The 26,017-nt window shown below is 63.1% G+C and carries 29 protein-coding genes; 6 read left to right on the top strand and 23 right to left on the bottom strand.

Translation table 11 applies throughout. The features are described from left to right. Position 1: 1 nt before the first annotated feature. From ACMDCR_RS16085 to parC, 3 genes are all read right to left on the bottom strand, one after another. On the bottom strand, positions 2-532 hold the full coding sequence (locus tag ACMDCR_RS16085; RefSeq protein ID WP_413993468.1) for a CDP-alcohol phosphatidyltransferase family protein: 531 nt from the start codon (positions 530-532) through the stop codon (positions 2-4). Between the two features lie 178 nt (positions 533-710). Next, positions 711-1,223 (bottom strand): L,D-transpeptidase, encoded by a 513-nt coding sequence (locus ACMDCR_RS16080; protein WP_413993640.1) that lies wholly within the window; start codon positions 1,221-1,223, stop codon positions 711-713. A 490-nt stretch (positions 1,224-1,713) separates the two neighbouring features. After that, a complete protein-coding gene (gene parC, locus ACMDCR_RS16075; RefSeq protein ID WP_413993467.1) occupies positions 1,714-3,963 on the bottom strand; it encodes a DNA topoisomerase IV subunit A in 2,250 nt (749 codons plus the stop codon). A gap of 371 nt (positions 3,964-4,334) precedes the next feature. Between parC and ACMDCR_RS16070 the strand changes: the two genes are divergently transcribed. Further along, complete coding sequence (locus tag ACMDCR_RS16070; protein WP_413993466.1) at positions 4,335-5,318, top strand: patatin-like phospholipase family protein; 984 nt, start codon at positions 4,335-4,337, stop codon at positions 5,316-5,318. 11 nt (positions 5,319-5,329) lie between these two features. Here ACMDCR_RS16070 and ACMDCR_RS16065 read toward each other — a convergent pair whose 3' ends face one another. Both ACMDCR_RS16065 and ACMDCR_RS16060 read right to left on the bottom strand, forming a co-directional pair. Continuing rightward, positions 5,330-5,908 carry a DUF4865 family protein gene (locus tag ACMDCR_RS16065; protein ID WP_413993465.1) on the bottom strand — a complete coding sequence of 193 codons (579 nt, stop codon included), beginning with the start codon at positions 5,906-5,908 and terminating at the stop codon, positions 5,330-5,332. 10 nt (positions 5,909-5,918) lie between these two features. Then, positions 5,919-6,314 carry a tautomerase family protein gene (locus ACMDCR_RS16060; protein ID WP_413993639.1) on the bottom strand — a complete coding sequence of 132 codons (396 nt, stop codon included), beginning with the start codon at positions 6,312-6,314 and terminating at the stop codon, positions 5,919-5,921. A gap of 122 nt (positions 6,315-6,436) precedes the next feature. Between ACMDCR_RS16060 and ACMDCR_RS16055 the strand changes: the two genes are divergently transcribed. Then, entirely contained in the window at positions 6,437-7,351 is a 915-nt protein-coding gene (locus tag ACMDCR_RS16055) for a LysR substrate-binding domain-containing protein (protein ID WP_413993464.1), read from the top strand. A gap of 101 nt (positions 7,352-7,452) precedes the next feature. Here the strand turns inward: ACMDCR_RS16055 and ACMDCR_RS16050 are convergent, their stop codons facing one another. The 8 genes from ACMDCR_RS16050 to ACMDCR_RS16015 all read right to left on the bottom strand — a co-directional run bounded on the left by ACMDCR_RS16050 (position 7,453) and on the right by ACMDCR_RS16015 (position 13,177). Beyond that, positions 7,453-7,881 (bottom strand): CBS domain-containing protein, encoded by a 429-nt coding sequence (locus tag ACMDCR_RS16050; protein ID WP_413993463.1) that lies wholly within the window; start codon positions 7,879-7,881, stop codon positions 7,453-7,455. Positions 7,882-8,046: 165 nt separating this feature from the next. After that, positions 8,047-8,490 (bottom strand): c-type cytochrome, encoded by a 444-nt coding sequence (locus ACMDCR_RS16045; RefSeq protein ID WP_413993462.1) that lies wholly within the window; start codon positions 8,488-8,490, stop codon positions 8,047-8,049. Further along, complete coding sequence (locus tag ACMDCR_RS16040) at positions 8,487-9,089, bottom strand: SCO family protein (protein ID WP_413993461.1); 603 nt, start codon at positions 9,087-9,089, stop codon at positions 8,487-8,489. Before ACMDCR_RS16040 ends, ACMDCR_RS16045 begins: the two co-directional genes overlap by 4 nt. Before the next feature lie 12 nt (positions 9,090-9,101). Continuing rightward, a complete protein-coding gene (locus tag ACMDCR_RS16035; protein WP_413993460.1) occupies positions 9,102-9,578 on the bottom strand; it encodes a copper chaperone PCu(A)C in 477 nt (158 codons plus the stop codon). A gap of 71 nt (positions 9,579-9,649) precedes the next feature. Then, on the bottom strand, positions 9,650-10,027 hold the full coding sequence (locus ACMDCR_RS16030) for a hypothetical protein (protein ID WP_413993459.1): 378 nt from the start codon (positions 10,025-10,027) through the stop codon (positions 9,650-9,652). Between the two features lie 106 nt (positions 10,028-10,133). Then, entirely contained in the window at positions 10,134-10,553 is a 420-nt protein-coding gene (dksA, locus tag ACMDCR_RS16025; protein WP_284311556.1) for an RNA polymerase-binding protein DksA, read from the bottom strand. Between the two features lie 124 nt (positions 10,554-10,677). After that, entirely contained in the window at positions 10,678-11,697 is a 1,020-nt protein-coding gene (locus ACMDCR_RS16020) for a YcjF family protein (RefSeq protein WP_413993458.1), read from the bottom strand. A 4-nt stretch (positions 11,698-11,701) separates the two neighbouring features. Continuing rightward, entirely contained in the window at positions 11,702-13,177 is a 1,476-nt protein-coding gene (locus ACMDCR_RS16015; protein WP_413993457.1) for a YcjX family protein, read from the bottom strand. A gap of 302 nt (positions 13,178-13,479) precedes the next feature. Here ACMDCR_RS16015 and ACMDCR_RS16010 point away from each other — a divergent pair, with 302 nt between their 5' ends. Continuing rightward, positions 13,480-14,613, top strand: coding sequence for an aminotransferase (locus ACMDCR_RS16010; RefSeq protein ID WP_413993456.1), 1,134 nt, complete (start codon positions 13,480-13,482; stop codon positions 14,611-14,613). Between the two features lie 27 nt (positions 14,614-14,640). On the opposite strand, the gene ACMDCR_RS16005 is transcribed toward ACMDCR_RS16010, so the two are convergent. The 4 genes from ACMDCR_RS16005 to ACMDCR_RS15990 all read right to left on the bottom strand — a co-directional run bounded on the left by ACMDCR_RS16005 (position 14,641) and on the right by ACMDCR_RS15990 (position 17,662). Beyond that, positions 14,641-15,051, bottom strand: coding sequence for a YccF domain-containing protein (locus ACMDCR_RS16005; protein WP_413993638.1), 411 nt, complete (start codon positions 15,049-15,051; stop codon positions 14,641-14,643). A 135-nt stretch (positions 15,052-15,186) separates the two neighbouring features. After that, entirely contained in the window at positions 15,187-15,696 is a 510-nt protein-coding gene (locus ACMDCR_RS16000) for a SixA phosphatase family protein (RefSeq protein WP_413993455.1), read from the bottom strand. Between the two features lie 11 nt (positions 15,697-15,707). Continuing rightward, positions 15,708-16,493: a M15 family metallopeptidase gene (locus tag ACMDCR_RS15995; protein ID WP_413993454.1), complete on the bottom strand. Its 786-nt coding sequence runs from the start codon at positions 16,491-16,493 to the stop codon at positions 15,708-15,710. Next, positions 16,490-17,662, bottom strand: coding sequence for a caspase family protein (locus tag ACMDCR_RS15990; RefSeq protein ID WP_413993453.1), 1,173 nt, complete (start codon positions 17,660-17,662; stop codon positions 16,490-16,492). Before ACMDCR_RS15990 ends, ACMDCR_RS15995 begins: the two co-directional genes overlap by 4 nt. Positions 17,663-18,133: 471 nt before the next feature. On the opposite strand from ACMDCR_RS15990, the gene ACMDCR_RS15985 reads away from it, so the two are divergent. Continuing rightward, positions 18,134-19,306 carry a hypothetical protein gene (locus ACMDCR_RS15985; RefSeq protein WP_413993452.1) on the top strand — a complete coding sequence of 391 codons (1,173 nt, stop codon included), beginning with the start codon at positions 18,134-18,136 and terminating at the stop codon, positions 19,304-19,306. 72 nt (positions 19,307-19,378) lie between these two features. Here ACMDCR_RS15985 and ACMDCR_RS15980 read toward each other — a convergent pair whose 3' ends face one another. After that, on the bottom strand, positions 19,379-20,257 hold the full coding sequence (locus ACMDCR_RS15980) for a LysR substrate-binding domain-containing protein (RefSeq protein WP_413993637.1): 879 nt from the start codon (positions 20,255-20,257) through the stop codon (positions 19,379-19,381). A 101-nt stretch (positions 20,258-20,358) separates the two neighbouring features. On the opposite strand from ACMDCR_RS15980, the gene ACMDCR_RS15975 reads away from it, so the two are divergent. Beyond that, the gene (locus ACMDCR_RS15975) at positions 20,359-20,742 is read left to right on the top strand and encodes an ectoine synthase (RefSeq protein ID WP_413993451.1); all 384 of its coding nucleotides are present in this window, start codon (positions 20,359-20,361) and stop codon (positions 20,740-20,742) included. Between the two features lie 168 nt (positions 20,743-20,910). Here ACMDCR_RS15975 and ACMDCR_RS15970 read toward each other — a convergent pair whose 3' ends face one another. Next, the gene (locus ACMDCR_RS15970) at positions 20,911-21,453 is read right to left on the bottom strand and encodes a universal stress protein (RefSeq protein WP_413993450.1); all 543 of its coding nucleotides are present in this window, start codon (positions 21,451-21,453) and stop codon (positions 20,911-20,913) included. A gap of 155 nt (positions 21,454-21,608) precedes the next feature. Then, entirely contained in the window at positions 21,609-22,640 is a 1,032-nt protein-coding gene (locus ACMDCR_RS15965; protein WP_413993449.1) for an NAD(P)/FAD-dependent oxidoreductase, read from the bottom strand. Between the two features lie 125 nt (positions 22,641-22,765). On the opposite strand from ACMDCR_RS15965, the gene ACMDCR_RS15960 reads away from it, so the two are divergent. After that, the gene (locus ACMDCR_RS15960; protein ID WP_413993448.1) at positions 22,766-23,647 is read left to right on the top strand and encodes an AraC family transcriptional regulator; all 882 of its coding nucleotides are present in this window, start codon (positions 22,766-22,768) and stop codon (positions 23,645-23,647) included. A 6-nt stretch (positions 23,648-23,653) separates the two neighbouring features. Here the strand turns inward: ACMDCR_RS15960 and ACMDCR_RS15955 are convergent, their stop codons facing one another. The 3 genes from ACMDCR_RS15955 to dgcN all read right to left on the bottom strand — a co-directional run bounded on the left by ACMDCR_RS15955 (position 23,654) and on the right by dgcN (position 26,013). Beyond that, positions 23,654-24,148 (bottom strand): DUF3237 domain-containing protein, encoded by a 495-nt coding sequence (locus ACMDCR_RS15955; protein ID WP_413993447.1) that lies wholly within the window; start codon positions 24,146-24,148, stop codon positions 23,654-23,656. Between the two features lie 128 nt (positions 24,149-24,276). Beyond that, positions 24,277-24,963, bottom strand: a complete 687-nt coding sequence (locus ACMDCR_RS15950) for a fumarylacetoacetate hydrolase family protein (RefSeq protein WP_413993446.1) — start codon at positions 24,961-24,963, stop codon at positions 24,277-24,279. A gap of 42 nt (positions 24,964-25,005) precedes the next feature. Beyond that, entirely contained in the window at positions 25,006-26,013 is a 1,008-nt protein-coding gene (gene dgcN, locus ACMDCR_RS15945) for an N-acetyltransferase DgcN (protein WP_413993445.1), read from the bottom strand. Between the last annotated feature and the right edge of the window lie 4 nt (positions 26,014-26,017).

Below are 26,017 nucleotides of genomic sequence, written 5' to 3'. Positions count from 1 at the left end.
ATCAACTCGCCATATGGTTGAGCCACTGGCGCAGATAGGCGGCAGCAGAGGCGATGGTCAAGACCGCCACGATCGCGCTGCCGGCTTCGATGAGAAAGGGAAAGGGCCAGCCCGTCCCCTTGGCGAACAACAGGAGCACGATGAAAACGATCTGCATCGCCGTGTTGAGCTTGGAGAGCTTCGACGGGGCGATCCTGATCGGCTGCCCCATCACCCAGGACACCAGCACCGCGCCGACGATCATCAGGTCTCGGAAGACGGCGAGGATCACCAGCCAGAGCGGCACGACACCGACGATGCCGAGCGTCACGAAAATCGAGACCAGCAGCGCCTTGTCCGCCAGGGGATCGAGAAACGCGCCCAATTCGCTGCGCATGTCGAAGCGCTTGGCGAGATAGCCGTCGATGCCGTCCGACACCCCCGCGACCAGGAAAGCTAGGAAGGCCCAGCCCCAGGCGCCCGCTGCGATGCACCACACCGCCAGCGGCACCAGGCAGAACCGGAAGATGGTGATGAGGTTGGGTATGGTCATGCTGTGCTGGGAGCGCGGACATCCTGTCCGCTCTTGAAACATTGAACGTTGAGAATAGAGCGCGACCTCGTTTTCGTCACTCCAGCGCAGCGAACCGATGTTCCGAACGGGAACAAAGCCTCGGACCTTCTTGCACGCGTAGCGTTTCAAGAGCGGACGAGACGTCCGCGCTCCCAGGCTACAGCACCACCACCGTCGCGCCGACGTCGACGCGGTTATAGAGGTCCATCACATCCGGATCAGCCATGCGGATGCATCCCGACGATACCGCCTTGCCGATCGAGTTCGGCTCGTTGGTGCCGTGGATACGGTAGAGCGTGTCGCCGAGATAGAGCGCCCTTGCCCCGAGCGGATTGTTGAGGCCGCCATCCATATGATCGGGCAGTTCAGGACGGCGGGCGATCATTTCCTTGGGCGGCGTCCAGTCCGGCCACTCACGCTTGCCGCTGATGGTCTGGGTGCCCTTCCAGGAAAAGCCCTCCTTGCCGACACCGATGCCGTATTTCAGCGCGGAATTTCCGTCCTCCAGCACGTAGTAGAGGCGGCGCTCCTGGGTGGAGATCACGATCGTCCCCGGCGCATAGCCTGAGAACGGCACGACGGTGCGCTTGATCGGCGACTTCAGCAGGGCGGCCTGCGCGTCATCCTTGACGCCGGGGTCCAGACCGGGCGCCACCTGGTTGGGATCGATCGAAGCATCCTGTTGCTCCTTAGTCCGACTCCGAGGCTGAAAGTCGCCGTCCTCGTCGCCATAATAGCCGTTGGAATCGTCGCGATAATCATAGGGATCATCGAGCTGGCGATCCGCGCGATAGTCGGACGGTGGCTCCCTCCAATAATGCGACCCGCGTGGCTGGTAGTAGCCGTCGTCCCCGCCATCATCTGGAATATCGGCATACCCGCGGGGGTTACGCCATTCCTGCGCCTGTGCCGCGCCACCCAGTGCCAGCAGCGCCACGAGGGGCAGTAGCAGCTTTGTCCTGATCGTCATCTTGCAATCCATACTGACCGGAACAATGCCCGGTTGGCCTTACGTCAGCAAGGCAGAATGCAGACACAATCTTGGAACGGACGGGCGTAATTGTGGCAGAGGCAGCGGCACAAGGCCGCTAATTTTTAAGGGCTTGTTCACCACTGGTTCAGGATGGCCCGCTTGTACCACCTGCCGGCCGACGCCTTGGTTATTTCCCTGTGAACTTGTTGTTCTTCGGGAAGCCCTTGGGCGGCAGGCGGCCGGCATCGGCGCGGTTGCCGGTCCATTCTATCAGATCCGTCACCGTCCAGGTGCGGTCGGAGGAATCGGTCCAGGTCAGGCCCTGCGCCTTGTCGAAGACGCGAATATCGGACAGGCCCCCATCCTTGTACTTCTGCAGGCGAACGCCCCTGCCCCGCGACATCTCGGTGACCTGGTGCAGCGGGAAGACCAGCATCTTCCGGTTCTCGCCGATCACCGCCACCATGTCGCCAGCAGCCGGCACGATGACCTTCGCCTCGGCGGGCGCGTCGACATTGAGAACGGACTTGCCCTTGCGGGTATTGGCGAGGATGTCATCCTCGGGCACCACGAACCCACGTCCGTCGCTAGCCGCGATCAGCAGCTTGCGCCCGCCCTGATAGGCGAAGACGTCGAGGACATCGGCGCCCTCGTCGATGTCGACCATCAGGCGAATGGGCTCGCCCATGCTGCGCCCGCCCGGCAGCTTGGAAGCTTCGAGCGTGTAGACCTTGCCGTTGGTGGTGACGACAAGGAGCCTCGCCGTCGTCTCGGTCTGGAAGCCGAGCTTGAGCCGATCGTCCGCCTTGAAACCGAGCCCGGACAGATCGCTCAGATGCCCCTTCATCGCCCGGATCCAGCCCTTCTCCGAAACGATCACGGTGATCGGCTCCCGCTCGACCATCGCAGCCGTCACGGTCGAGAGGTCGATATTGCCGGCCTTCGAAGCATCGATCTCCGTGCGGCGCTTGCCAAGCGGCGTATCGGGCCCGTATTTCTTGGCGACTTCGCCGATCTGCCAGCCTACCGTCTTCCACTGCATCGCTTCGGAGCCGAGGAGCTTTTCAATGCCCTCCTTCTCCTTGGCAAGTTCGTCATGCTCGCGCTTGAGCTCCATCTCCTCGAGCTTGCGCAGGTTGCGCAGGCGCATGTTGAGGATCGCCTCGGCCTGAACGTCGGTGAGATCGAACGCCTTGATCAACTCGTCCTTGGGCTCATCCTCGTAGCGGATAATGCGGATCACCTCATCGAGGTTGAGATAAGCGATGATATAGCCGGCCAGCACCTCCATGCGCCTCTCGACGGCGGCAAGGCGGTGCTTGGAGCGGCGAACCAGCACGACGCGGCGATGGCTGAGCCATTGCAGCAACGCCTCGCCCAGCGAGAGCACACGCGGCACCTGGCCATCGACCAGCACATTCATGTTGAGCGGAATGCGACTTTCGAGCTCGGAGAGCTTGAACACCGATTCCATCAGCACGGCTTCGTCGACATTGCGCGACTTCGGCTCGATGACGACGCGCACGTCCTCGGCGGACTCGTCTCGGATGTCGCCGACCAGCGGCAGCTTGCGCTCTTCCAGGAGTTCGGCGAGCTTCTCGATCAGGCGGCTCTTCTGGACGAGCCACGGGATCTCGGTGACGACGATAACCCAGGTGCCGCGGCCCAGATCCTCCTTGTGCCACCGTGCGCGCACGCGGAAGCCGCCGCGGCCCGTTCGATAGCTTTCTTCGATCGAGCTCGCGCTTTCGATGCAGATGCCGCCAGTCGGAAAATCCGGCCCCTTGACGAATTGCAGAAGATCGCTGGTCATAGCCTTCGGATTGTCGATGAGATGCAGTGCCGCCTGGCAGAGTTCATGGGCATTATGCGGCGGAATCGAGGTTGCCATGCCCACCGCGATCCCTTGCGCACCATTGGCGAGCAGGTTCGGGAAGGCGCCGGGCATCACCACCGGCTCCTCGTCCTCGCCATTGTAGGTGGCGCGGAAATCCACCGCATCCTCGTTGATCCCTTCCAGGATCAGCATGGCGGTCTCGGTCAGGCGCGCTTCGGTGTAGCGGTATGCAGCGGCATTATCGCCATCGATATTGCCGAAATTGCCCTGCCCGTCGACAAGCGGGTAGCGCTGGGCGAAATCCTGGGCGAGGCGCACCAGCGCGTCATAGACGGCCTGATCGCCATGGGGGTGGAACTTACCGATGACGTCGCCGACGACACGGGCGCACTTCTTGAAGGCCTGGTCGGGGTCGAGCCGCAAGAGGCGCATCGCGTGCAGGATGCGCCGATGCACCGGCTTGAGGCCGTCGCGGGCATCCGGCAAGGCGCGGCCCATGATGGTGGAAAGAGCATAGGCAAGATAGCGCTCCTCCAGCGCATCGCGCAGGTTTACCGCTTCAATTCCATCGCTCGCCGGCAGGTCGTCCGTCTCATCCATGCGGTTGACTTACAAAAAAGTGGTGATTCGGGGCAAGTCATAGGCCTCAAGGCGATTGTGGACCATTGATGAGACTTGGATGAGACCAAGACCGACGGTCACGGTGGGGCGCGTCAATTGGTGAGTGCGTCCTCCCGTCCACTCCGCCGAAATCGTTCACCTCTAAGCCCTATTCATGGTCCATACCCCCTGGAAGCGCACAACAAGGCAGCCGATCACGTGCTATTGTGGATTGGCGAAGGCGATGCCACCTTTTCGACAAGGCCGGGGCGTTTCATACCTAACGGAAGGCCTCTTGTTCTTTTGAGTGCTTATGCGGTCGGGAATGCATCATGTTTCAGACTTTGCCGTGGAGAGGTCAGGGAAGTGTCGTGGAATTATCGCCACCGCCTGAAGATCATATCGCCAAACCTCCGCGCCCGGTGATCGGCCTGGCGCTGGGAGGCGGCGCCGCCCGCGGCTTTGCCCATATTGGCGTGCTGCGCGTCCTCGCAGAAGCTGGATATGATGTGGATGTGATCGCCGGCACCTCGATCGGCGCCGTGGTCGGCGGCTGCTATATCGCCGGCAAGCTCGACGCGATCGAGGACTGGGCCCGCAGCCTCACCAAGCGCCGCGTCCTCAATTTCCTGGACTTCAATTTCGGCGGCAGCGGCCTGATCTCCGGCTCCAAGCTGGCGCGAATGCTGCATGACGGCCTGAACGGCGTCCAGATCGAGAATCTGCGCATGCCCTTCGCCGCCATCGCCACCGAGATCGGCCCCGGGCATGAGATCTGGCTCACGCGGGGCAATCTCGTCACCGCATTGCGCGCCTCCTATGCCCTGCCCGGCATCTTCGAGCCCGTGCGCGTCGGCGGACGCTGGCTGATGGATGGCGCCCTGGTCAATCCTGTGCCGGTGTCGGCCGCCCGCGCCCTTGGTGCGCGCGCCGTGATCGCCGTGAACCTCAATGGCGAACTGACGGGACGCGGCGGCGTGATTCATACATTCGGCGCCGATTCGGACCTGGACGATCCACCGGTGCCCAGGCGCCGCATCCGGGGGGCCGGCGCCCTTGGCGCAGCCAAGTCGCTGGTGCGTCGCCGCTTCGGCTTCACGGCACAGCCCGCCATCCGGCGCACGCGCAACTCGCCCGGCATCCATACGGTGATGATGGAGGCCTTCAACATCACTCAGGACCGCATCTCCCGCTCGCGCCTCGCCGGCGATCCGCCCGATGTCTCGATCGGGCCGCGTCTCGGTCGTATCTCGCCCTTCGATTTTCATAGGGCCGCCGAAATCATCGAGCTCGGCGCCGATGCGGCCGTGAAATCGCTCGACGCCATCAAGGAGACGATGGAAGCGCTGGCCTGACCCCTGCTACCTCACGCCTTAAGGATCGCGTTGATTTCCGGCTTCGAAATGTGGCCGACTTCATAGCGCGTGCCTGCATCGCTCGCCGGCTCTCCTGCCCAAAGCGCGAAATGCACGACCTGCCAGGATTGCGGATCGACCGCCAGGGCCGAGAGGCAAACGCCCGGCTGCCTCGCTCTCGCTGCTGCCTCCTGAAGCGCGGACGAAACCGCGATGGAGGGATCGATGTCGGGCAGCATGGCTTCCTCGCGGATCGTAGCAGCCGTCGCCGCGCTCAACGGCACCGTACCGTTGAGACAGGCTGCACCCGTCCAGTGGCGTACCGGCGGGCGGCCGAAAGAGGAGACGATGCTGCCGAACCCGCGCCCGCCCCAGAGGAAACCGCCCATCCCCTCGGCTGAGGCCCAGAGATAAAAGGTGGCGTATTGGTTGACCGGCGAGCCGGCAACGCCTCTTTCGCGGACCAGATAGGCCTTCAGCCCCAGCCCCGGAAGATTGTCGAGCAAAGGACCCTTGGTGGCGATGCGCTCGCGGATGATGCCTATGTCGTAGTCGGTCGGGAGCGTGATGGCGTAATGCATGGCGTACATGGCCGGCTCCTCACGTCACTTCTTCGACTGCGAGCTGGGCGAGGCCATTGCTGAACGACCAGCCGTCGCGCTCCGTCGTCGTGATGATGATCATCACATCATCGGGACGAATGCCAGGGGCCTCACCGAGCAAGGCAACGAGCCGCTGATAGAACTGCTTCTTCATCGCCGAGCTGCGCGGCCGGCCCGCGGTAATGGCGATAACGACGAAATCCTCCGAGCGCCGGCCAGCGAAATAGCTGCGGTCATAGATCAGGGCGCCGGGCTCGAGCTCCTCGACAATCTGGAAACGATCGTCCGCTGGCACGTCAAAAGCTTCGACCAGGGCGCGGTGAACATTGTCGGCAAGAGCGCGCCGATAATCCGGCGACTTACCCTTGGTGAGCGAGATTCTGGCGAGGGGCATCATGTGTTTCCTTCGATCGGTTTCAAGGCCTGCTGCCTTGACCGACGCATCATGCATCCACATAATGATACAGAAAATCAGGAAATTTTTGATCATCAATCCCATAAAATGGGACGATTTCGATGCGTCACACCAATCTCGATCTCGACGTCCTGCGCAGCTTCGTGACCGGCGTCGAACTCGGCAGTTTCGCACGGGCCGCCGATCATCTCGGACGCTCGACCTCCGCCGTCAGCGCGCAGCTCAAGAAGCTGGAGGATCAGGCCGGCACGGCGATCTTTCGCAAAGCCGGCCGTGGCCTGGCGCTGACGGAGGCGGGCGAAACGCTGCTGGCCTACGCCCGAAGGCTACTCGATCTCAACGATGAAGCCGTATCGGCGCTCGGAGGCGGCGATCTCACCGGCAATATCCGCTTCGGCGTGCAGGAGGATCTCGGCGAGACTCTGCTTCCCGAGATCCTCGGACGCTTCGCCCGTGCCCATCCCAGGGCGCGGATCGAAACCCGCCTGTCGCGCAATGCGGATCTCCTGCGCCGGCTGGCCTCGGCCGAACTCGACCTGGCCATCACCTGGGGCGACCATATGGCAGCAGCACCGACGGGCGTCAGTGGCGAGCATCTCGCCGATGTGCCGATGCGCTGGATCGGCCCGGCGAACCCTTCCCTCATCGAGAAGCTCCCGACGAAAGGCGAACCCGTGCCTCTGGTGATGTTCGAAGCGCCGTGCCTGTTCCGCACTGCCGCGACGGAAGCGCTCGACCGCGCCGGCATCCCCTGGCGCATCGCGGTCACCAGCTCCAGCCTGTCCGGGCTCTGGGCTGCCGCCACTGGCGGGCTGGGCGTCACCCTGCGCACCGAGATCGGCCTGCCCAGCCATCTGACGGCGCTCGACGCCACCGCCGGCCTTCCGGTTGCCCTGCCCACAGTCCCCCTGCTGCTGCATCGTACGCAGTCCCAGCAGAGCCCCGCCACCGAACGCCTTGGTGACATCATGCGCGAGAGCCTGCGCCAGCCTCTGGCGCACAGCCGCGCTTCTTAGGCTGCGCTGCGCAGTCGTTGGGGTGCGGGTCTTCAGGCCCGGCTCGTAACAAGCAAGGCTCAACAGGAAGCTTGGTCTGAAGACCCGCTCCCCGCGCTTGATCAGGCGGTGATGTAGTCGCGCATCGCCTGTGTCTCGGCTTCCATCTCGGCAAGCCGGTATTTCACCACATCGCCGATCGACACGATGCCGATCAGCTTGCCGTTCTCGACCACGGGCATATGCCGGAACTTGCCATTGGTCATCCGCTCCATGATCGAGGGAATGGAGTCGCTCTCGCGCACCGTCTCCACCTTGGCGGTCATGTGCACCTTGACCTTGTGTTCGAATCCTTCGGCCGCGTTCTTCGCCAAGGCGCGGACAATGTCGCGTTCCGACAGGATGCCGGCAATCGAGCCGTCTTTCTTGGTAATCAGCACCGCACCGATGCGCTTCTCGGCCAAAGTTCTGGCCGCTTCGGCAATGGTGTGGTCAGGCGACAGGGTGAAGATCTCCCTGCTCTTGCCTCTCAGAATATGTGCAACGGTCATAAGCACTCTCCTCCGACTGCATTCCGCTTGCCGCGTCTTTTGTTGGGGGAGAGGCCCTGGCGAGGGACGATCATCCCCTGAAAGGAGATGATGGCGCTTGCCGCTGCGCCGCGCAAGTCTGGGTTGAACGCGTCGCAATATTGAATCGATTTACGAATTATGCGCTCAACCGCCATCCCCCACCTTGGCGATGAAGTCGATCACGGCCTTGCGCTGCCTGGGATCGTCCATGCCGGCATAGACCATGCGCGTACCCGGCACCGCCGATTGGGGGCTGGCGATGAAACGGTCGAGCGTCGTCTCATCCCAGGTCAAACCACTGTTGCGCATGGCATCCGAGAAAGGATAGCCGGCCAAAGTGCCCGCCTTGCGCCCGATCAGGCCTTCCAGCACTGGCCCCGTCGCCATGCGCGCGCCCCTGCCGATCTGGTGGCAATGGGCGCAGGGTTCGAAGACAGGGTCGAAAGTCGCGTCGGGCGGACGGGTGTTGACCACCACCGGGACGTCGGGAGGTGCCGCTGACCATTGCTGGCTCTGAATTGCGATCACCACTCCGGCCGCGATGCCGGCAGACGCCGCAGCCAGGCCGAACCAGATAACCCGGTTCACGACTCAAGCGCCCGGCGCATCTTCTCGATAGCCTCGTCGCGCGGCGCTTGGTAGTCGATTAATGTCACCAGGTTGCCCTTGGCGTCCATCATGTAGACGGCCGTGGAGTGGTCGAAGGTGTAGCTGTCCCCCTCGCCCACCTTCTTCACATAGACACGGAACTTCTTGACCACATCGGCGACCTGTTCGGGTGTGCCGGTGGCAGCGGTGATGCGTGGATCGAAGCTCTCCAGATAGGATTTCAGCAGTTGTGGCGTGTCGCGCCCCGGGTCCACGGAGATGAAGACGACATTGAACTTGTCACCATCCGGGCCGAGTGCCTTCAGCCGGTCCGTCATGTCGGTCAGGGTTGTCGGGCAGGCATCGGGGCAATTGGTGTAGCCGAAGAAATAGGCCGTGGGCTTGCCGAGGAAAGTTGCCTGCGTGATCGGCTTGCCATCCTGATTGACCAGGCTGAAATCGCCGCCGATCAGGCTGGTCTGCTGCGGCGCCCGCCCGCCGACGCCCATTGTAAGCACCAGGGTGACACAAGCCGCGGCGAGGACGCAGAACAGGGCGGCGAGGATGATGACCTGGAGGCGGTTGGTCTGAACGCTCATGCTGGCCACCCCTCAGTGATCGTCGTGCTCGGGAGCCTTGGCCCCCAGCGACTCGACCTTGAACCGTACATTTATGGTGCCGGCCTTCTCGAACACCAGCGTGCCGTCAACTTCGTCGCCTTTCTTGAGCTGCTGCTTCAGCCCGGTGAACATCAGATGGGTGGCAGAGGGGTTGAACTCAACCTTGCCATGGGCGGGAATGTCGAGCCCGCCTTCGACCGGCGCCATCGACATCACGCCGTCCTTCATCGACATCTGATGGATGGCAAAGCCTGCGGAAGCGGCAAAGCTGCCGCCGGTGAGCTTGTCCGGTTGGTCGCTGGTGTTCTCGATGACGGCATAACCGCCGCCGACCGGCGCACCCTGGGGCGTCGCCCGGGCCCAGGGGTGGTGGATGACCAGCGTACCGGCCTTGTAGTCATGGGCTGCGGCTGGAGTCGCGAGCAAGGCGCCCAGCGCCAGGGCACTGAAAAGAGGGATGAGTTTCATGGCAGAACCTGAACGGAATCGAGTAAGCGCAGGCGCTTGCTAAAAGCGTGACGGGGAAAATCGAATGCCGTTCAGGCGTTGGGAGGCCCGCGGGGCCAGGCGGCGCGCCAGCCAAGCTGGTTCGTTGTCCGTGCAGCGGAGCTCGGCCGAAGCGTCAGGACCTGCGGAAAGCGGATAATACGGAGAGCGACGGCGGCCTGCGGCTGGAGCGGCGCGAGGCGTAACGCGCATTGATCGCAGGAATGGCCGGGATGGCTTTTGGTGTTGCCATCCGCGTCTTCGCCGTATTGGCACAGCGTGATGACCGTGCCGGCAATGATGACGGTATTGCCGGCGCCATCGTCGCTCGTCGACGCAACGACACGGCTCATGCCGTTGAGCATGAGCGCGAAGGCGATCAGCGCAGCAAGACAAAACCGCACAAGGGGGGCGTGGCAGAACCGGACCATGCCCCTATGCAACGGAGCCGCCGCCGAAAGTCAAGGCGGCGGCTGACCGCAGCGCATTGGATGTGCGGGTCTCCGACACCCGCACATCGACTACGCCGTCCTCAGACTAATCGTCCCGATAGACCCGCTCGCGACGTTCGTGACGTTCCTGCGCTTCCAGCGAGAGGGTGGCGATCGGCCTGGCGTCGAGACGCTTCAGCGAGATCGGTTCTCCCGTTTCTTCGCAATAACCGTAGGAACCATCCTCGATCCGGGAAAGGGCCGCATCGATCTTGGAAATCAGCTTGCGCTGACGATCCCGGGCGCGCAGTTCGATCGCGCGGTCGGTTTCCGAAGAGGCGCGATCCGCCAGATCAGGATGGTTTTCGTTTTCGGCTTGCAGATTGGCGATGGTATCCTGAGCTTCGCGCAGGATATCGAGCTTCCACGCATTGAGCTTACGGCGGAAATAATCCCGCTGGCGCTCGTTCATGAAAGGCTCGTCGTCAGTCGGCCGATAATTGGTATCCACACTCAATGCAGGCATGTAAGAATCCCAACACTCCGCTACTGGGCGACAGGTCTATAATCTTAGTGACGCTCCACGACAATCATCTTCGTTGTCACCGATTTGTCTAAAAACAGAAAGCTGTGCACGGCGCTCCCTCGCCTCACTCCTCCTTTACCTTGTCCTTCACGATCAGCCCTCCCGCGACATCGGTCACGCCGGGCCGCGGCAGGACGTCGAACGGCATCGGCCGTGTCGCCAGCATTGCTGCCAGGCCAAGCCGTGCAATTAGGATGCCATTCAGCACACCTTCACCAAGCTTGGCCGAAATTCGCGACGCGATGCCATGGCCGAGGGCCTGGCTGAGAATGGAATCTCCGGCCGCCATGCCACCGGTGATGGCGAGATTGCCAAGCGCATGGCGCAGCAGGCTGATCATGCCGAGCCCGCCCGGCCGCCCGCCATAGAGTGTTGCGAGGCGGCGGATCACCCGCAATGTCTCCGCCCCGACAAAGAACATATCGACCAGCGCGCGCGGGCTGACGGCGGTAACCAGCGAAACGCGTTTGGCGGCATCGGCGATGATCAACCTAGCTTCGGCGTCGAGCGGACCCATCAACTCACGCTCGACCACGCGGATGAGATCGGCGCCATCGACGATGTCGCCCGCGGCGGACTCAACGGCGGCACGCGCCCGGGCCATGCGGGGATTGGCGCCATAAAGCTTTACGAGATCACGCGACAGGCTGCGAGCGGCGGCGCGATCGTCTTTCGCGATGGCGGCGACAGCCCTGTCATGCAGATGCTCGATGCGCGAAAGCCGCATCAGGCCGATGATTTCCCGGATGGCAATGGCCAGGAAGGCCAGCGCGGCGATGCCGGCAAGCGCCGCGCCCACCCAGCCTAGCCAGTTTGCATAGGAGAAGAGATCATCGATCAGCTTGGTGACGGAAAGGCCGATGCCGAGCGATACCAGGCCACCGACAGCCGACCAGAAGATTGCGCCCAAGCGGCTGCGGCGCGGACGCACGGGCTCGATCTCGGGCAGTTGCTCGAAAATCTCGGGCTCCGGCGTCACCACGACATGACCGCGCTTCGCCGCCGCGGCAACAGGCGTATCAGCCATCACCACATTAGGATCGTCGAGGCGGAAGGCGCGAGGTTTGCGGGGGTCCGTCGTCATGCTCTCATGCCATTCTGTCGCCGATGAGGAACTCGAGCGTCCGGTCGAGGCGAATATGGGGAAAGATCTGCCCTTCTTCCAGCTTTGGAGGGCGAAAGCGAATGAAGCGGTAGTCGACACCTTCGCGCTGCCCGCTCTCCAGGCCCATGAAGGTGCCGCCCTTGAAGACGGCATTGGGATTCTCCGGCAATTCGCCTGGGAAGACGGCGATCTCGGCCATGCCGTCGAATACCTCGTCCGCCGTCCGTTCGCCGGAGAGCGGGGTGCCGATAATGCAAGGCAGCGTTTGCCGGCCCTGCTTGACGCTGGCTTCGCGCGTCGCCCGTACCGAGGCAAGCGCCACGACATCGACCGCCGCGCCTGAAAATGAGGCACGCTTGATGGCGCCGTCAGCCATCTTGCGCAGGATGGCCTCCAGCCGGTCATGGCTGGTGTGGTGGAGATGGTCCGCCTTGGTGGCGGCGAACAGGATCTTCTGGATGCGGGGTCGGAAAATCGCCGACCACCAGCTATTGGCGCCGACACGGAACGCCGAGAGCACGGAGGTCAGCGCCGTCTCAAGATCATGCACCGCCTGCGGGCCCGCATTGAGGGCCGAGAGCGCGTCGACGAGCACGATCTGGCGGTCGAGCTGCGCAAAATGCTGGGTGAAGAAAGGCCTGATGATCTTGTGCTTATAGGCCTCGAAGCGCCGCTCCATCATGGCGTGGAGGGAGCCGGGCTGGACCTCCCCTGCCTGCGAGAGATCGAGCGGTGAGAAGGTCAGCGCCGGAGAACCTTCGAGATCGCCCGGCATCAGGAAGCGTCCCGGCGGCAGAGTGGAGAGCGCAAAGCGTTCGTCCCGGCCGGCGCGCAGATAGGCGGTAAAGAGGCTCGCTGCCTCGCGCGCCGCCGCCTCGTTCTCGGCCGCAGCGGGATCGAGCGAGGCCAGAAACGCATGCCAGTGACCAGCGATGGCGAGGCGCGAGCCCTCGTGACTGGCGGCGAGCGTCTGCGACGACCATTCGGCATAGCTCATGTTGAGGAGGGGCAGATCGAGGAGCCATTCGCCGGGATAGTCGACGATATCGAGGGTGAGGCGCGACATGCCGGAGGCAAAGCGCCGGTTCGACTGGAAATCGATGACGAGGCGCAGTTCCGAGATCTGGCGTGTGGATTCGGGCCAATGGCGATCGGGGCCGCTGAGATCGGCCAGGTGGGTCTCGTAGTCGAAGCGCGGCACGGTGTCGTCGGGCTGGGGCGAGAGATAGGCGCCGGCCACGCGCCCTTCGGCTTGCGCGCGAAAGACCGGCAGGCGCCCGCCTTCGATCAACGCCTGCACTAATGCGGTGATGAACACCGTCTTGCCGGCGCGCGACAGGCCGGTGACGCCAAGGCGGACGGTGGGATTGAAGGTGGAAGTCGCAAAACCGGCGAGGCTCCTGGCCGCGATCAGCGCTTCATCGAATACGGAAACCCAGGAAGAGGCTTGTGGCGGCATGATGCGGCACACTTAGGGGGAACGTGCCGAAAATTCCAGAGATGGATTCGAAAGGGGGACCCTGGGAGTGATGGCCTTCCCTCGGCGCCGGCTTTCAAGCACGCTTATTGGAAGCAGGAAGGCATGAGAAATCGGCGCTGCCTTTCGCGTCATTGCAGCGGCCCGTCTGCAGGGTGCCGGCGATGCCAAGATGCCGGCTGGAAAGCCGGCGGTCCCAGGCAACGCGCCCCTCTCCTGTATTGACAAGCCTCCGCCACCGGGCACTGTCCAAGACTACGCATCGGCGGCAACCAGGAGCGGCCATGAAGATTCGCAATTTCGGCGTCGAGATCTGGATGAATGGCTACGAGACGCGCTGCACGCATAATCTGGCCGAAACCTGCGTCGAATCCCTCACCATCGCCCAATTGCTCGAGATGTCGGGCCAACCCGAAAGCGCCCTCGCCGACCTCCTGCCGATGAAGATGACCTATGGTGCCATCGAGGGCAGCGATAGGCTGCGCCATGCCATCGCGGGGACCTATGCCAGGCAGGGCATCCGCAATGTCGTGGTCACGCATGGTGCTATCGGGGCGAATGCGCTTGTCCATGAGACGCTGGTCGAGCCGGGCGACCGGGTGATCTCCGTGCTGCCCACCTATCAGCAGCACTATTCCATTCCCGCGAGCTATGGCGCCGATGTACAGATCCTCAAGCTGCGGGAAGAGAACGGCTTCCTGCCCGACCTGCAGGAACTGAGCCGCCTCGCCACCCCAGGTACCAAGCTCATCGCCATCAACAATCCCAACAACCCTACGGGATCGCTGATGAACGAGACCGTGCTGGCCGAGATCGCCAAAATCGCGCGGGCCTGCGGCGCCTGGGTGCTCTGCGACGAGGTCTATCGCGGAGTCGACCAGGAGGGTGACGGCTTTACCGCCTCGATGGCCGATCTCTATGAGAAGGGCATCAGCACCGGCAGCATGTCGAAAGCCTATTCGCTGGCTGGCCTCAGGCTCGGATGGATTACCGCTCCGGAGGAACTGATTCAGGCAGTTTCCATCCACCGCGATTACAACACGATCAGCGTCGGTGTGCTGGACGACCATTTTGCCGCTCTGGCGCTGGAAAACCGTGACAAGGTGCTGGCCCGCAGCCAGGCCATCACGCGTGAAAACCTCGCTATCCTCGATGCCTGGATTCGGCAGGAGCCGGCGATCCACTATCTCAAGCCGCGCTCCGGCACGACGGCGCTATTGAAATACGATCTCGACATGCCTTCGGAGCAGTTCTGCATCGAACTGCTCGATCGCACCGGCGTGCTGCTGGTGCCGGGCAGCGCCATGGACATGGAGGGGTATCTGCGCATCGGCTATGCGAACAGCACCGATATTCTGCGCGATGGGCTAGCGCGGATCAGCGAATTCCTGGGACCACATCGTCCGACACTCTCCTGAGTGTCGTGGGAACTTCCACGCTCCCAGTCACCTATTCCTGATCTCCGTTACGGTCGCCTCGGCATTGGCCTTGCGCATCGCCGCCGCGACTTCCTTCGGCACTACCGTCTTGCCGATCGGGGCCAAGGCGATCTCGGCGAGCTTCAGATGCTGGATGCCGAAGGGAATGCCGATGATGGTCAGGAAACAGGCCACGGCCGAGATGATGTGGCCGATCGCCAGCCACAGGCCAGCGAAGACGAACCAGATGATGTTGCCGATGAGCCCGAGCGGGCCGGTGCCAAGGTCGTCCTTCTGATGCAAATCACGCCGGCTCACCGCTTCCCGCCCGAAGGGGAAGAAACAGAAATTGCCGATGGTGAAGCAGGCCCAGCCCCATGGGATGCCAACGATGGTGATGAAGGCGATAAGGCCCAGCAGCCACCAGGCCAGGCCCATGAATACGCCGCCCAGGACGAACCAGATGATATTGCCTATCGTGCGCACGCAAGCGTCCCCTGAATTGCCGACGATGTATAGATAGGTGCTCCAGGTGCCATTGCGAGTTGCAAGGGTCCGTCTTCTACTGATCCGCTACGCATCCAGCATCTTGGGCGTAAGGAACAGCACCAACCCGCCCAGATGGCCTGCGATATTGGCCCAGTCGTCGATGTCGAAGTCGAGCACGACCAGCGCTGCCGTCGGAAACTTCTCGTCGAGCGGATCGGCAGCCGTCCCACCGCCCTTGACCAGGAAGGAGGCCGTCTGCTCGAGGCCTGGATTGTGCCCGACGATCAGCAGGCTGGCGACGGCGGATTCCACTGCCCGGATGACGCGCAGGATCGCCTCTGGCGAGGCCTCATAGATAGCCCGTTCATAGCGCAGCGTGTGCGGCCCGAGATAGGGCTCGATCAGCGTAAAGGTTTCACGCGTGCGCAAGGCCGTGGATGCGATGACATGGTTGGGCAGCAACGCCCGCCGCGCCATCTGCTGACCCATGCGCGGCGCGTCGCGGCGCCCACGCGGGCCGAGCGGGCGCTCGTGATCGGACACACCGGCGGGATAGTCCGATTTGGCATGGCGCAGCAGCATCAGTCTCTTCATTGCCGCACCACTTAAGATTTCTTTGCCAAGGCAATGATTTCAGGTCGATATTCGAAATGCATGGTGTCGTAGTGATACCATTTTCCACCCCAGATGAAGCCGTGCTTCTCGAACACCTCGACAATCTCCATCGGGATCTTGTTCCTGTAAGTGACCTTGTCGGTCTCCTTCTTGGCGCCACTCCAGCGCCAATAGTCGGTATATTTCACATTGATGTCGATGGCCGCGGCGTAGGCATGCATGCTCATGCGCATCGTGCCGGCAATCGCCCGGCAATTATAGGTGCCGGCCGAAGGTTTCAGATAGACCTGAAACCTGGCCGGGAGGGCCTCGAGATCGCGCGAAACAGCTTCCAGATGCTCGGCAACACCGTTCGCAGTGGCAACCTTCAACGTGCCGCCCTTGAGCGAGGGCAGCCACTGGATGGTTTTCGTTTTCACCTGCCCCTTGGTGCAATCCCCATAAAGGGCATCGAACAGGGCCTGGCTGCGAGCGCGGCCGGGATCATCGGCGGGCGTCCTGGGAATGGGGTAGTTCGCGCCCAACGTGTACGGCATGGCGAACATGTCCGTGATGTCGGCATTGGTGACCCGCTGCTCCGGTGTCTTGTTGGCGATGCCATTGGACAGTGGGATATGGCTGCCATTCTTCATGATCAGGTCCTTGGCGTCATAGCCGGCGATCGCATCCGGATAGGCGGCCACGAGGGCATCGAGCACGGGATCTGCCAGGGCGGACGAAGCCATGGCGGCAATGGCGGCGAACGCCAGCAGGCTGGAGCGGAGAATGGCCCTCACTGACCTGCCTCGGCGCGCTGGATCAGCGCGACATTGGCCTTCTCGACAGCACTCAGTTGCACGTCCCAGGTCCAGGGCCGATACCAGGAGAACTGCGAGAAATAGGCGCGCAATTGCTCGTCCTTCATGTAGCGGCCACGGCGGGCATAGATCTCGTTACGGGCAAAGCGCAGCTGCTGGCTGTTGAGACTAGCGACATCGTTCCAGTTCAGGCGCCTCGTGCCCGAATCAGGCAGGATGAATTCGGGCCGCCCCGGTTGGGGCGGCGGCTCGTTGGAAGCCTGCTGCTGGAAGTCCTGCTGCGGCTGGAACTGGGGCTGGGGCTGGGGCTGCGGTTCGGGCGGCGCCTGAACTTGAACCTGAGGTTCCACGGCGATGGTCTTGACGGGCTGCGGGTTTTCCACCGTGCCGGCCATGGCGAAGGAGCCGATGATCGCCTCGTTCACCCAGGGTGTCTGGCCGCCCTGGGTCGACTGGTCCACATCCGCCCTCACCTGGCCGAACATCTGCCGGATGTCCAGGCCCGGCGTCTCCATATGGGCCAGCAGCGCCGTGGTGAAGGGCGAGTTGCGCCCCGAGCCGTCCTGCGCCACCGAGCCCGGTGCCGTCGAAAAGGCGATCAGCGTGCCCCTGGCCTCGGCGGCATCGAGATCGACGCGCGCCAGCCCCCGCGTGCCGGCCCCCCGCACCAGCGTGCGCGTCAGCGGGTTGTCGCGGCACGAATCCAGGATCACGATCTTCACCTTCGGGGACGCCCCGTCCACCAGCTCCAGCAGCTTGTCGAGCGAGAGCGCCTGGGTGTCGAGATCAAGCTCGTCCGAGATCTTGGCCGAGACCGGGATCAGATAGTTGCGGCCCTTCACCTGCACGCCATGGCCCGAATAGAAGATCACCACGCTGTCGGCATGGTCGGCATCGCGCAGGAAGGCCCGCAAGCCGTCATTCATCGCCTGCAGGTCGCCATCCCTCACCAGCGTCACCGCATAGCCGATCCGCCCCAGCGAGGCCGCCATGTCGGCGGCATCGTTCGGCGGGTTCACCAACGGCGTCACCGAACGATAGGCCCCGTTGCCAATCACCAGCGCCGCCTTCTGCGCGGCCTGGGCCCAGCCTGCCGCAAGCAGCCCCAGCAACAGGAAAAAGCACCAGAGGAAGCGTCGCATCATCATGGCCCGACCGGCTGTTGAAAACCGTGGAGGAATATCGCCTTTGTTAACACATTGAGCGCGCGAAAACACACACGCAGCGCTTCCCAGCGGGTCCTGAAATCGAAAACGGCCAGGGCGCACACGGCTGGGCGCGAATCAACTGGCCCGGCGTTCCCCGAAGCCCGCATGCACGAAATCTTCACCATTGCTGCCGTTTGGTGACCGCATCTGTGGCAGCTTTGCCACGGCTTCCAACTGTCTCATGGATCGAGGCAATCCGGCCGATTTCTGGCTTGCAAGGGAACGGCGCTTCCGGCCATGAAGACCTATGTAAGTATTGCGTCAAGACTAAAAGGGGCCGTGGATTTGAGCCAGGCAGCCAGCACTGGATGGAAGGGTTTTTCGCGATCCGCAACGCTTCTGTGCGCGACTGCTGCCCTTCTTGCAGCCCCTTTTGCCGGAAGGGCCCTTGCAGATGACGCGGATGCACCGATGCATTTCAGCATCGTCGCCTCCGGCAAGACCTGCCCGGGATGCGTCGTCATCAACGCTTCCGGCCAGATTGTCGACGAGACCTCGCGCAGCTTTGCCGCCTTCCTTTCGCAAAATCGCCTCGACGGCGTCCTGCCGCCCGAACCCGGCGAGGGCCAGCCGCAGCCGGCAACCGCCCCAAAGGTGATCATCGCCTTCGAATCCGTCGGCGGCAAGGTGCAGTCGGCCCTGATCATCGGGCGCCGCATCCGCAAGGCCGGCTGGACCACGGTGATTGGCCAGGCGCGACTCGCAGCTGGCAAGCCTATCTTCGAGAATGCAGGCTGCTATTCCGCCTGCACCATGGTGATACTCGGCGGCACCAACCGCTTCGTCGTGCCCCTTTCCAAAGTCGGCGTCCACCAGTTCTCGCCCCAGTTTAACGACGGCGAGACTTTCGACGCGCAAGAAATGAACCAGATCGTGCGCGACTATGGCCGCGAGGTGGTGAGCGTCTATGATTTCGTGCATGCCATGGGGGTGACGGAGGCCTTCTTCACCACCACGCTGCGCACGCCCTTCTCGAGCCTCGACGAGCTGCCGAGGGATCAGTGGGTCTCGACCGGCGTGGCCACCGCCCTCCTGCCCGACGCGGAAGGCCCCGTGCCGCTTTCGACCATCCTGGACGCCGCGAGCCAGAACGACCTGACCACCTCGATCGCCAAGCCCAGCGTCGGCCTCAAGGCACCCGATCCGGTCCAGCCGCGCGCTGCAGCCTCCGAGAGCTGGACGGTCATCCATGCCGACGGCTCAGCGGTCACGGCTGAATTTACCAACCCCGAATACCGGGTTGCCCTCGCCTGCCAGGACGGCAAGACGGCCAAGCTGGACCTTTCATTCAAGGAATTGTCGCCGCTTGATATCGAGAAGCTGCGCGCCGCCGCCTTTTCGGCCAGGGTGCTCAAGATCGATGGGCACGAAATTGCCATCGACAACGTCGCCACCTCGACGGATGGTGAGCAGAGCATCGTCGCCTCGCTCGCGGTGAAGGACGTCAAGGATTTCACTTCCAGTGACGCTCTGAGCTTTGCCGTGCTGAACAAGGCCGGCGAGCCTGTCGGCCGTTCAGGCTCCATCCCGACCACGGGGGTGGCCAAGGCCATCGGCGACGCCATGGCTGGCTGCGGGGCTTGACGAGCCTCAGCCCTACGTCCCTCGGCATTCGGATTCAATCCGCTCGCGAACCAGGGGAACTCGCCATCCCCGTCATAACGCGGGCGCCGTCAGGGCTCCAAACCAATCGCTGAACAGCCCGACAGCCTGCGAAGGCGGGATCCGCGTGATGATGAAGTAGTGCTGGTCGATCAACGTGGCGATATCCGAGAGGATGACCAGGTCGCCGCGCCTGAGTTCTTCCCGGAATACCTCGGTCGGGCATAGTGCCACGCCATGGCCTGCGATCACGGCGGTCGCCAGCAGGTTGAAATCCTGGAACACGGCACCGTTGAGCGGAAAGGGCGCGGGCACTCCCGCCTTGCGGAACCACTCCTCCCAGCCTGACTTCCCTTCGTCGTGGAGCAAATCTGCTCGCGCGACGTCGGCCGGTGCCGTAATCGGTCCGAAGCGCGCGAGATAGGCCGGGCTGCTCACGGGCCTGTTGGCACGCGAGAAGATCGCGGTGTTTTTCACCTGCGCTGCTTCATCCCGGCCTAATGTGATCAAAACGTCGAGATCGCCGAGGGGCAGTTTCTGCGATGCCCGCGCATATTGAACGTTGAGTTCGATGTCGGGGTAAAGCTCGGAGAACTGCGCAAGGTTCGGCACGAGCCAGCGGGACGCGATCGAGGGAATGCAGCCCACCGTGATCGTGGGCGTCGACACATGCCTCATGAGAGTGTCGACCCTGTCGGCAATCGCCGTGAGGCTGGGAGTAAGTATCACGCCGAGCGCCTGCCCTTCCGCCGTAAGCGTGATACCGCGCGCACCCCGGAGAAACAGCGGCTTTCCGATCCATTGCTCAAGCACCTTGAGCTGATGGCTGACGGCTGAATGGGTGACACACAGTTCATCCCCCGCCCGCGATACGCTGCCGAGCCGCGCCACCGCCTCGAATGCACGCAGGGAATTGAGCGGCGGGAGCTTCAGCATATGTCGAAATTTCTCACATGGCCTGTTCAAACCTATCATTCGCCGGACGCCAGAAAAAGTATTAAAGCCCTGGGAAGACAAGTGATCTGGAGCAAATCATGTTCGTACGAAACTTGAAGGGCGTCGAAAGAAGTGAGTTTTTTGTCGATTGGGGAAACGGCACCAGCCACAGACTGCTGACCGAGTCCGACGCGATGGGCTTCACGGTCTGCCACACAGTCGTCCGGGCAGGCAGCGAGTCGCTGCTTGAGTACAGGAACCATCTGGAAGCTTGCTACTGCATCGCCGGGGAAGGCGAGGTCGAGGATATGCAGGGCAACCGGTTCCCGATCCGGCCCGGAGACATCTACGTCCTCGACGAGCATGACAAACACTATCTGCGCGGCGGCGCGTCCGATCTGGTGCTCGTCAGCGTCTTCAATCCGCCGCTGAAAGGCACCGAGCGTCACCGACTGAATGATGCCGGGGGCTCGGCCTATTGATTTGCAGCAAGGGACAAGCTGGCGACCGGATTGGGCCAATTGTCCCCATGTCCCACGGCGGCGATTTGCCGGCGTAAGCCTCTTCCGTCAGTCGTCGGACGTGACCTATTCCCGGGGCGGGGCCCTTCTCCGCCCAATATCTTCACACCGTGCCATGCCTGCACCTGGTCAATGCAGCAGATCCGAATCCCAGGCGGCCTTCTTGGCTTCTTCCACGGTCGGATAGCGGTGATGGGCGGCTTCCGCCGCGACCTCGCCGGCCTCGTCGACATCGACAGGCTGCTTTTCCTCGCGCACCACCATCACCGAGCAGCCGGCATGGCGTACGATGGCACTGGCGTTCGAACCGAGGAGATAGGTGGCGACGCTCGGCTGGTGCGAGCCGACCACCACGAGGTCCGCGCGCTGCTCCTCGGCAATCGCCAGCACCTCGTGATAGATGCCGCCTATGCGGACCACGCTCTGCACCTTGCCCCCAGGCAGCTCGACGGCGGCGGCAAGCTCGGCAATCTGGCCCTTGGCCTTTTCGGCCACCTCGCCTTCGAAGCTCACGGGCACGGTATCGAGCATCATCAGGGGCATGATCGGGACGACATGCACGAGCGTCAGCGTCGCACCGCTGGTGTCGGCCAGCTTCACCGCGCTCTCAATGGCGAGCTTGGCAAGACTGAGATCAGCGACATCGACAGGAACAATGATCGACTTGAACATGCTTCTACTCCTGTTGGCCGAGCATGGTCCGCGGGTCGATGTTGCGGCACCACGCTGCAGTTCAGAGAGCACGCCCTGCCCGTCCTGATGGACGGACGATCAAATCGACAGGGAGCCTCCCGACGAACGGGAAACTCGTCGGGATGCAAAAAGGTTCAGAGTACGCCGAGCTTTTTTTGCAGCGAGGAGGAAGAGGTCGTGTATTGGAAGGTCAAGCGCTTGTCAGGATAGACATAGCGATGCGCTTTCTGAGCCATCAGCGCGCCTTCATGGAAGCCTGACAGGATCAGTTTCAGCTTGCCGGGATACCAGTTGATGTCGCCGATGGCGAAGATGCCAGGCTGCGAGGTCTCGAAGGTTTCGGTGGAGACCAGCACCAGTTCGTCATTGTGCAGGTCGAGGCCCCAACTCGACACCGGGCCGAGCTTCATGGTCAGGCCGAAGAAGGGCAGCAAGCGGTCGATGGGCAGCGTATAGGTGCTGCCGGAGTCCTCGCGGACCACGGCGCCTGAAAGCTCGCCCTCGGCGCCTTCCAGGCCGACGACCTGGCCGAACTTCAGGTCCATTTCGCCTGCCGCCGCCAGGGCGCGCATCTTCTCCACCGAGTGCGGCGCGGCGCGAAAGGCATCGCGGCGATGCAGCAGCGTGACGCGCTTGGCCAGCGGCTGCAGGTTCAGCGTCCAGTCGAGAGCGGAATCGCCGCCGCCGACGATCAGCACCGAACGGTCGCGGAAGGCCTCCATCTGGCGCACGGCGTACGAAACGGACTTGCCCTCATAGGCCTCGATCCCCTCGATCGGCGGCTTCTTGGGCTGGAAGGAGCCGCCGCCGGCGGCGATCACCACCAGCTTGGTCTCGAACACATCGCCGGCGTCGGTGGTGACACGGAACAGGGGATCACCGATGCGCTCGATCTTTTCGATCATGCGCCCGAGATGGAAAACCGGAGAGAAGGGCTCGATCTGCTTGAGGAGATTATCGACCAGCCCCTGCCCGGTCACAATGGGGAAACCGGGAATGTCGTAGATCGGCTTTTCGGGATAGAGCTCGGCGCATTGGCCGCCGATCTTGTCGAGGATGTCGACTACATGCGCCTTGATATCGAGCAGACCGAGTTCGAACACGGAAAACAGGCCCACAGGCCCGGCACCGACAATAAGTACGTCGGTTTTGATAATCTCAGTCATGATCTGTCCGATAAAGGCGCGAAAAGGCGGGGAGGTTGCCCAAAGACAACGAAGCGCAGCCTGTCGTCAACTGCGCAATTGTGATCAAGCCTGCCACGATAGGGTAAGTCTGTCGGAGCAAGTTCATGACCAGACACGAAACCAGCCTTTCCTATGCCGCCCGGATCGAACGGGTGCTCGGCCATATCGCCGGGCATCTGGACGACAGGCTTGATCTCGACGATCTGGCCGCCATTGCCTGCTTCTCGCCCTTCCACTTCCACCGCATCTTCGTGGCGGTGACGGGCGAGACGGTAACAGAGGCGGTGCGGCGGCTGCGTCTCCATCGCGCCGCGGTAGAGCTCAACCGCTCACAGCGGACCATGGCGCGTGTGGCGGTCCGTGCAGGCTATGGTTCGGTAGCGGCTTTCACGCGGGCCTTCTCCTCCACTTACGGCACGCCGCCCGCCGCCTATCGTCGTCTGGGCCAGGATCTTCGCCCCGCTCCACCCCAAGCAGGAATGAAGACCATGACGCATGCACCCGCACTCCGCACCGCCGTCCATTATGAGGTGACCATAGAGGACTTTCCGGCGCTCGGGCTCGCCACGCTTTCCCATGTCGGCGACTACCAGCAGATCGGCGCCTGTTTCGAACGCCTGTCGAGCTGGGCAGGCGCCCGAGGGTTGATCGGCCCGGATACCAGGATGATCGGCATCTATTACGACGATCCAGCCGCCAAGCAGCTGAGCGAACTGCGCTCCGAAGCGGGCTTGACGCTGCCCGAGGGCACCGCGATCGAGCCCGACATGCAGTGGCGGCGCATCGGCGGCGGCCCGGTGGCGAAGCTCATCCACAAAGGCCCCTATGCGGATCTCGATGTAGCCTATGCCTATCTCTACCATGTCTGGCTGCCCCGATCGGGCCGCCAGCCGGGCGAGGCGCCGTGCTTTGAGGAATATCTCAACAATCCCCGCCTTCTGCCGCCCTCCGAATGGCTGACGGCAGTGCATTTGCCGCTGGCTTAAAAGCGCTCAGAGCATCTCGAAGAGGCTGTAGACCGGCCCGTCCGCGCGCCGGTCTCCCACGCCGACAGCCAGCATGTGGTTTAGCCAGGCATGATCCGGCGACGCGGTCTCGAAGATCGCATTGATGCGGAAATAATACTCGGCCGGATCGACATGCTCGCCCTTGGCAAGTTTGGCCAGCACTGCGGGCTCACCATGGCGCAGGCCTCGATAAAACATGCCGATGAGGACGCCCTCGCTAGTCCTCAGCATGAGGCGCACATCGAGGGTGGTGGCGCCGTCCGGCCGGACGATCTGCCAGTCCGCGCCTCCGCCGAGCACCTCGCCCGAGAGGCGGTCCCCCTCGAATCGCCCACCAGTGATCACGCCGACACGCCGGTCGCCATCCGGCGTGGGGCCGAAACGGACGATGGGTTCCACATCGAGATGCATCACGAAGAGTGGCCTCGTGTGGATGCCTTTCTGGACATCCGGCAGAGCATCAAGGGATAGGGTAGACATGGGGCATTGCCTCCGCCGGGACGATTGGGTTGAAGGCAGTTTAGAGTGGGCTGCCTCAGGACGGAAACGCCAAGTGTGGGCACTCCGACGTCATTCCGGCCGCATTCGGAGGGAAGACGATACCAGCCTCAAGCCTCGTAGGTTACCACGATTTCGCCCACGCCCGCGCAGGCGCCGTGCAGCCGGTCGCCGGGCTTGACCGAACTGACCCCGGCCGGCGTGCCGGTCATGAGGAGATCGCCCGGCGCCAGCGCTACAGAGCGCGACAGATAGGCGATCGCTTCGGGCACCGACCAGATCATCTGCGACAGATCGCCCGACTGCTGCACCTTGCCGTTGACGGTGATCTCGATTCTGCCGCTCGCGGGATGGCCGATCCTCGCAGCCGGCGCGATGGCGCTGATCGGGCAGGACTGATCGAAGCCCTTCGAGAGGTCCCAGGGGCGTGCCAGCTTTTTCGCCTCGGCCTGGATATCGCGCCGTGTCATGTCGAGACCGATGGCGTAGCCATAGACATGCTCCAGCGCCTGCTCGACCGGAATGTCGCGCCCGCCCTTGCCGATGGCTGCCACCAGTTCGACCTCGTGGTGCAGGTCCGACGTCTGCGCCGGAAAAGGCAAGGTGCCGCCAGGGTTCACCGCATCGGCGGGCTTTGAGAAGAAGAAGGGCGGTTCGCGCGTGGGATCGGCTCCCATCTCGCGGGCGTGGTCCGCATAATTGCGGCCGACGCACCAGATCCGGCGCACCGGGAAGACGGAACTTTCGCCGGCAACCGATACGAAGGCCTGCGGCGGTGGTTCGATCACATAACGCATGGATTCTCCTGGAGCGCGGGGATCATGGCGACACGACTGCATTCACTCGTACAGCACCTTCACGCGCTTCACGATCTCGGCCACACCAAAACGCACCGGATCGGTGGTAGGCAATCCCTCTGCGTCGGCGATCTTGGCAAGACAGACCTTCGCTGCCGCCTCATCAAGGGCCTGCGTGTTCACGGCGATGCCCACGCATTGGATACGCGGATTGGTGAGCCGGCCGCAGGCGACGGTGGCGTCGATCACCTGGCGAATGGTGGGCAGCCTGGCGGGCACACCACGCATGGTGGTGCGGGTCGGTTCGTGGCAGACCACGAAGGCATCGGGCTGCGCGCCATGGAGCAGGCCGAGCGTCACGCCGGCGAAGGAGGGATGGAACAGGCTACCCTGCCCTTCGATCACGTCCCAATGCTTCGCGTCGGCGTCCGGGCTCAGCCATTCGGCGGCACCGGAGATGAAATCGGCCACCACGGCATCGACGGCAACGCCCCGCCCGGAAATGAAGATGCCGGTCTGCCCTGTGGCCCGGAAATCGGCGTCGAGCCCTTGCGCCCGCATTTCGCTTTCCAATGCCAGGGCCGTGTACTTCTTGCCGACCGAGCAATCCGTGCCCACGGTGAGCAGGCGCAGACCGCTGCGCTTGGTCCCCTTGCCTGTGGCGAAGGTCTGGTTGGGCAGGCGCACGTTGTGCAGCGTCCGTCCGTCGCGTTCGGCCGCGGCGGCGATCTCCGGCACGTCCTCCAGCCGCGTGTGCAGGCCGGAAGCGATATCCAGACCTGCATCGAGGGCATCGACGATGCTACGGATCCAATGCTCCGGCAGCACGCCTCCGGCGTTGACGACGCCGACGACCATCGTGCGAGCGCCCCGACTTTTACCCTCGGCGATATCGATATCCTCGAGGCCAAGATCGGCCTTGCAGCCGGGCAGCCTGAGTTGTCCGACGCACCAGTCGCGCCGCCAGTCGACGATGCCGGCCGCGGTCTTGGCAGCAAGCTGGTCGGCAACATCGCCGATGAACATCAAATAGGGCTTCTCAATCTGCATCCCG

Source organism: Labrys okinawensis (assembly GCF_047345005.1).
GTDB lineage: Bacteria > Pseudomonadota > Alphaproteobacteria > Rhizobiales > Labraceae > Labrys > Labrys okinawensis.
This window is presented reverse-complemented; position numbering and strand designations above follow the sequence as displayed.

Bases quoted from the DNA above. Each gene is read 5' to 3' on its own strand.
- ACMDCR_RS16055 (WP_413993464.1), top strand. From the start codon at position 6,437: ATGCGTCACACCAATCTCGATCTCGACGTCCTGCGCAGCTTCGTGACC.
- ACMDCR_RS16000 (WP_413993455.1), bottom strand. From the start codon at position 15,696: ATGAAGAGACTGATGCTGCTGCGCCATGCCAAATCGGACTATCCCGCC.
- ACMDCR_RS16085 (WP_413993468.1), bottom strand. From the start codon at position 532: ATGACCATACCCAACCTCATCACCATCTTCCGGTTCTGCCTGGTGCCG.
- ACMDCR_RS16030 (WP_413993459.1), bottom strand. From the start codon at position 10,027: ATGGTCCGGTTCTGCCACGCCCCCCTTGTGCGGTTTTGTCTTGCTGCG.
- ACMDCR_RS15960 (WP_413993448.1), top strand. From the start codon at position 22,766: ATGACCAGACACGAAACCAGCCTTTCCTATGCCGCCCGGATCGAACGG.
- ACMDCR_RS16020 (WP_413993458.1), bottom strand. From the start codon at position 11,697: ATGACGACGGACCCCCGCAAACCTCGCGCCTTCCGCCTCGACGATCCT.
- ACMDCR_RS16015 (WP_413993457.1), bottom strand. From the start codon at position 13,177: ATGCCGCCACAAGCCTCTTCCTGGGTTTCCGTATTCGATGAAGCGCTG.
- ACMDCR_RS15975 (WP_413993451.1), top strand. From the start codon at position 20,359: ATGTTCGTACGAAACTTGAAGGGCGTCGAAAGAAGTGAGTTTTTTGTC.
- ACMDCR_RS16050 (WP_413993463.1), bottom strand. From the start codon at position 7,881: ATGACCGTTGCACATATTCTGAGAGGCAAGAGCAGGGAGATCTTCACC.
- ACMDCR_RS15985 (WP_413993452.1), top strand. From the start codon at position 18,134: ATGCATTTCAGCATCGTCGCCTCCGGCAAGACCTGCCCGGGATGCGTC.
- ACMDCR_RS15950 (WP_413993446.1), bottom strand. From the start codon at position 24,963: ATGCGTTATGTGATCGAACCACCGCCGCAGGCCTTCGTATCGGTTGCC.
- ACMDCR_RS15990 (WP_413993453.1), bottom strand. From the start codon at position 17,662: ATGATGATGCGACGCTTCCTCTGGTGCTTTTTCCTGTTGCTGGGGCTG.
- ACMDCR_RS16010 (WP_413993456.1), top strand. From the start codon at position 13,480: ATGAAGATTCGCAATTTCGGCGTCGAGATCTGGATGAATGGCTACGAG.
- ACMDCR_RS15970 (WP_413993450.1), bottom strand. From the start codon at position 21,453: ATGTTCAAGTCGATCATTGTTCCTGTCGATGTCGCTGATCTCAGTCTT.
- ACMDCR_RS16035 (WP_413993460.1), bottom strand. From the start codon at position 9,578: ATGAAACTCATCCCTCTTTTCAGTGCCCTGGCGCTGGGCGCCTTGCTC.
- ACMDCR_RS16060 (WP_413993639.1), bottom strand. From the start codon at position 6,314: ATGCCCCTCGCCAGAATCTCGCTCACCAAGGGTAAGTCGCCGGATTAT.
- ACMDCR_RS16005 (WP_413993638.1), bottom strand. From the start codon at position 15,051: ATGGGCCTGGCCTGGTGGCTGCTGGGCCTTATCGCCTTCATCACCATC.
- dksA (WP_284311556.1), bottom strand. From the start codon at position 10,553: ATGCCTGCATTGAGTGTGGATACCAATTATCGGCCGACTGACGACGAG.
- parC (WP_413993467.1), bottom strand. From the start codon at position 3,963: ATGGATGAGACGGACGACCTGCCGGCGAGCGATGGAATTGAAGCGGTA.
- ACMDCR_RS16040 (WP_413993461.1), bottom strand. From the start codon at position 9,089: ATGAGCGTTCAGACCAACCGCCTCCAGGTCATCATCCTCGCCGCCCTG.
- ACMDCR_RS15955 (WP_413993447.1), bottom strand. From the start codon at position 24,148: ATGTCTACCCTATCCCTTGATGCTCTGCCGGATGTCCAGAAAGGCATC.
- ACMDCR_RS16065 (WP_413993465.1), bottom strand. From the start codon at position 5,908: ATGTACGCCATGCATTACGCCATCACGCTCCCGACCGACTACGACATA.
- dgcN (WP_413993445.1), bottom strand. From the start codon at position 26,013: ATGCAGATTGAGAAGCCCTATTTGATGTTCATCGGCGATGTTGCCGAC.
- ACMDCR_RS15965 (WP_413993449.1), bottom strand. From the start codon at position 22,640: ATGACTGAGATTATCAAAACCGACGTACTTATTGTCGGTGCCGGGCCT.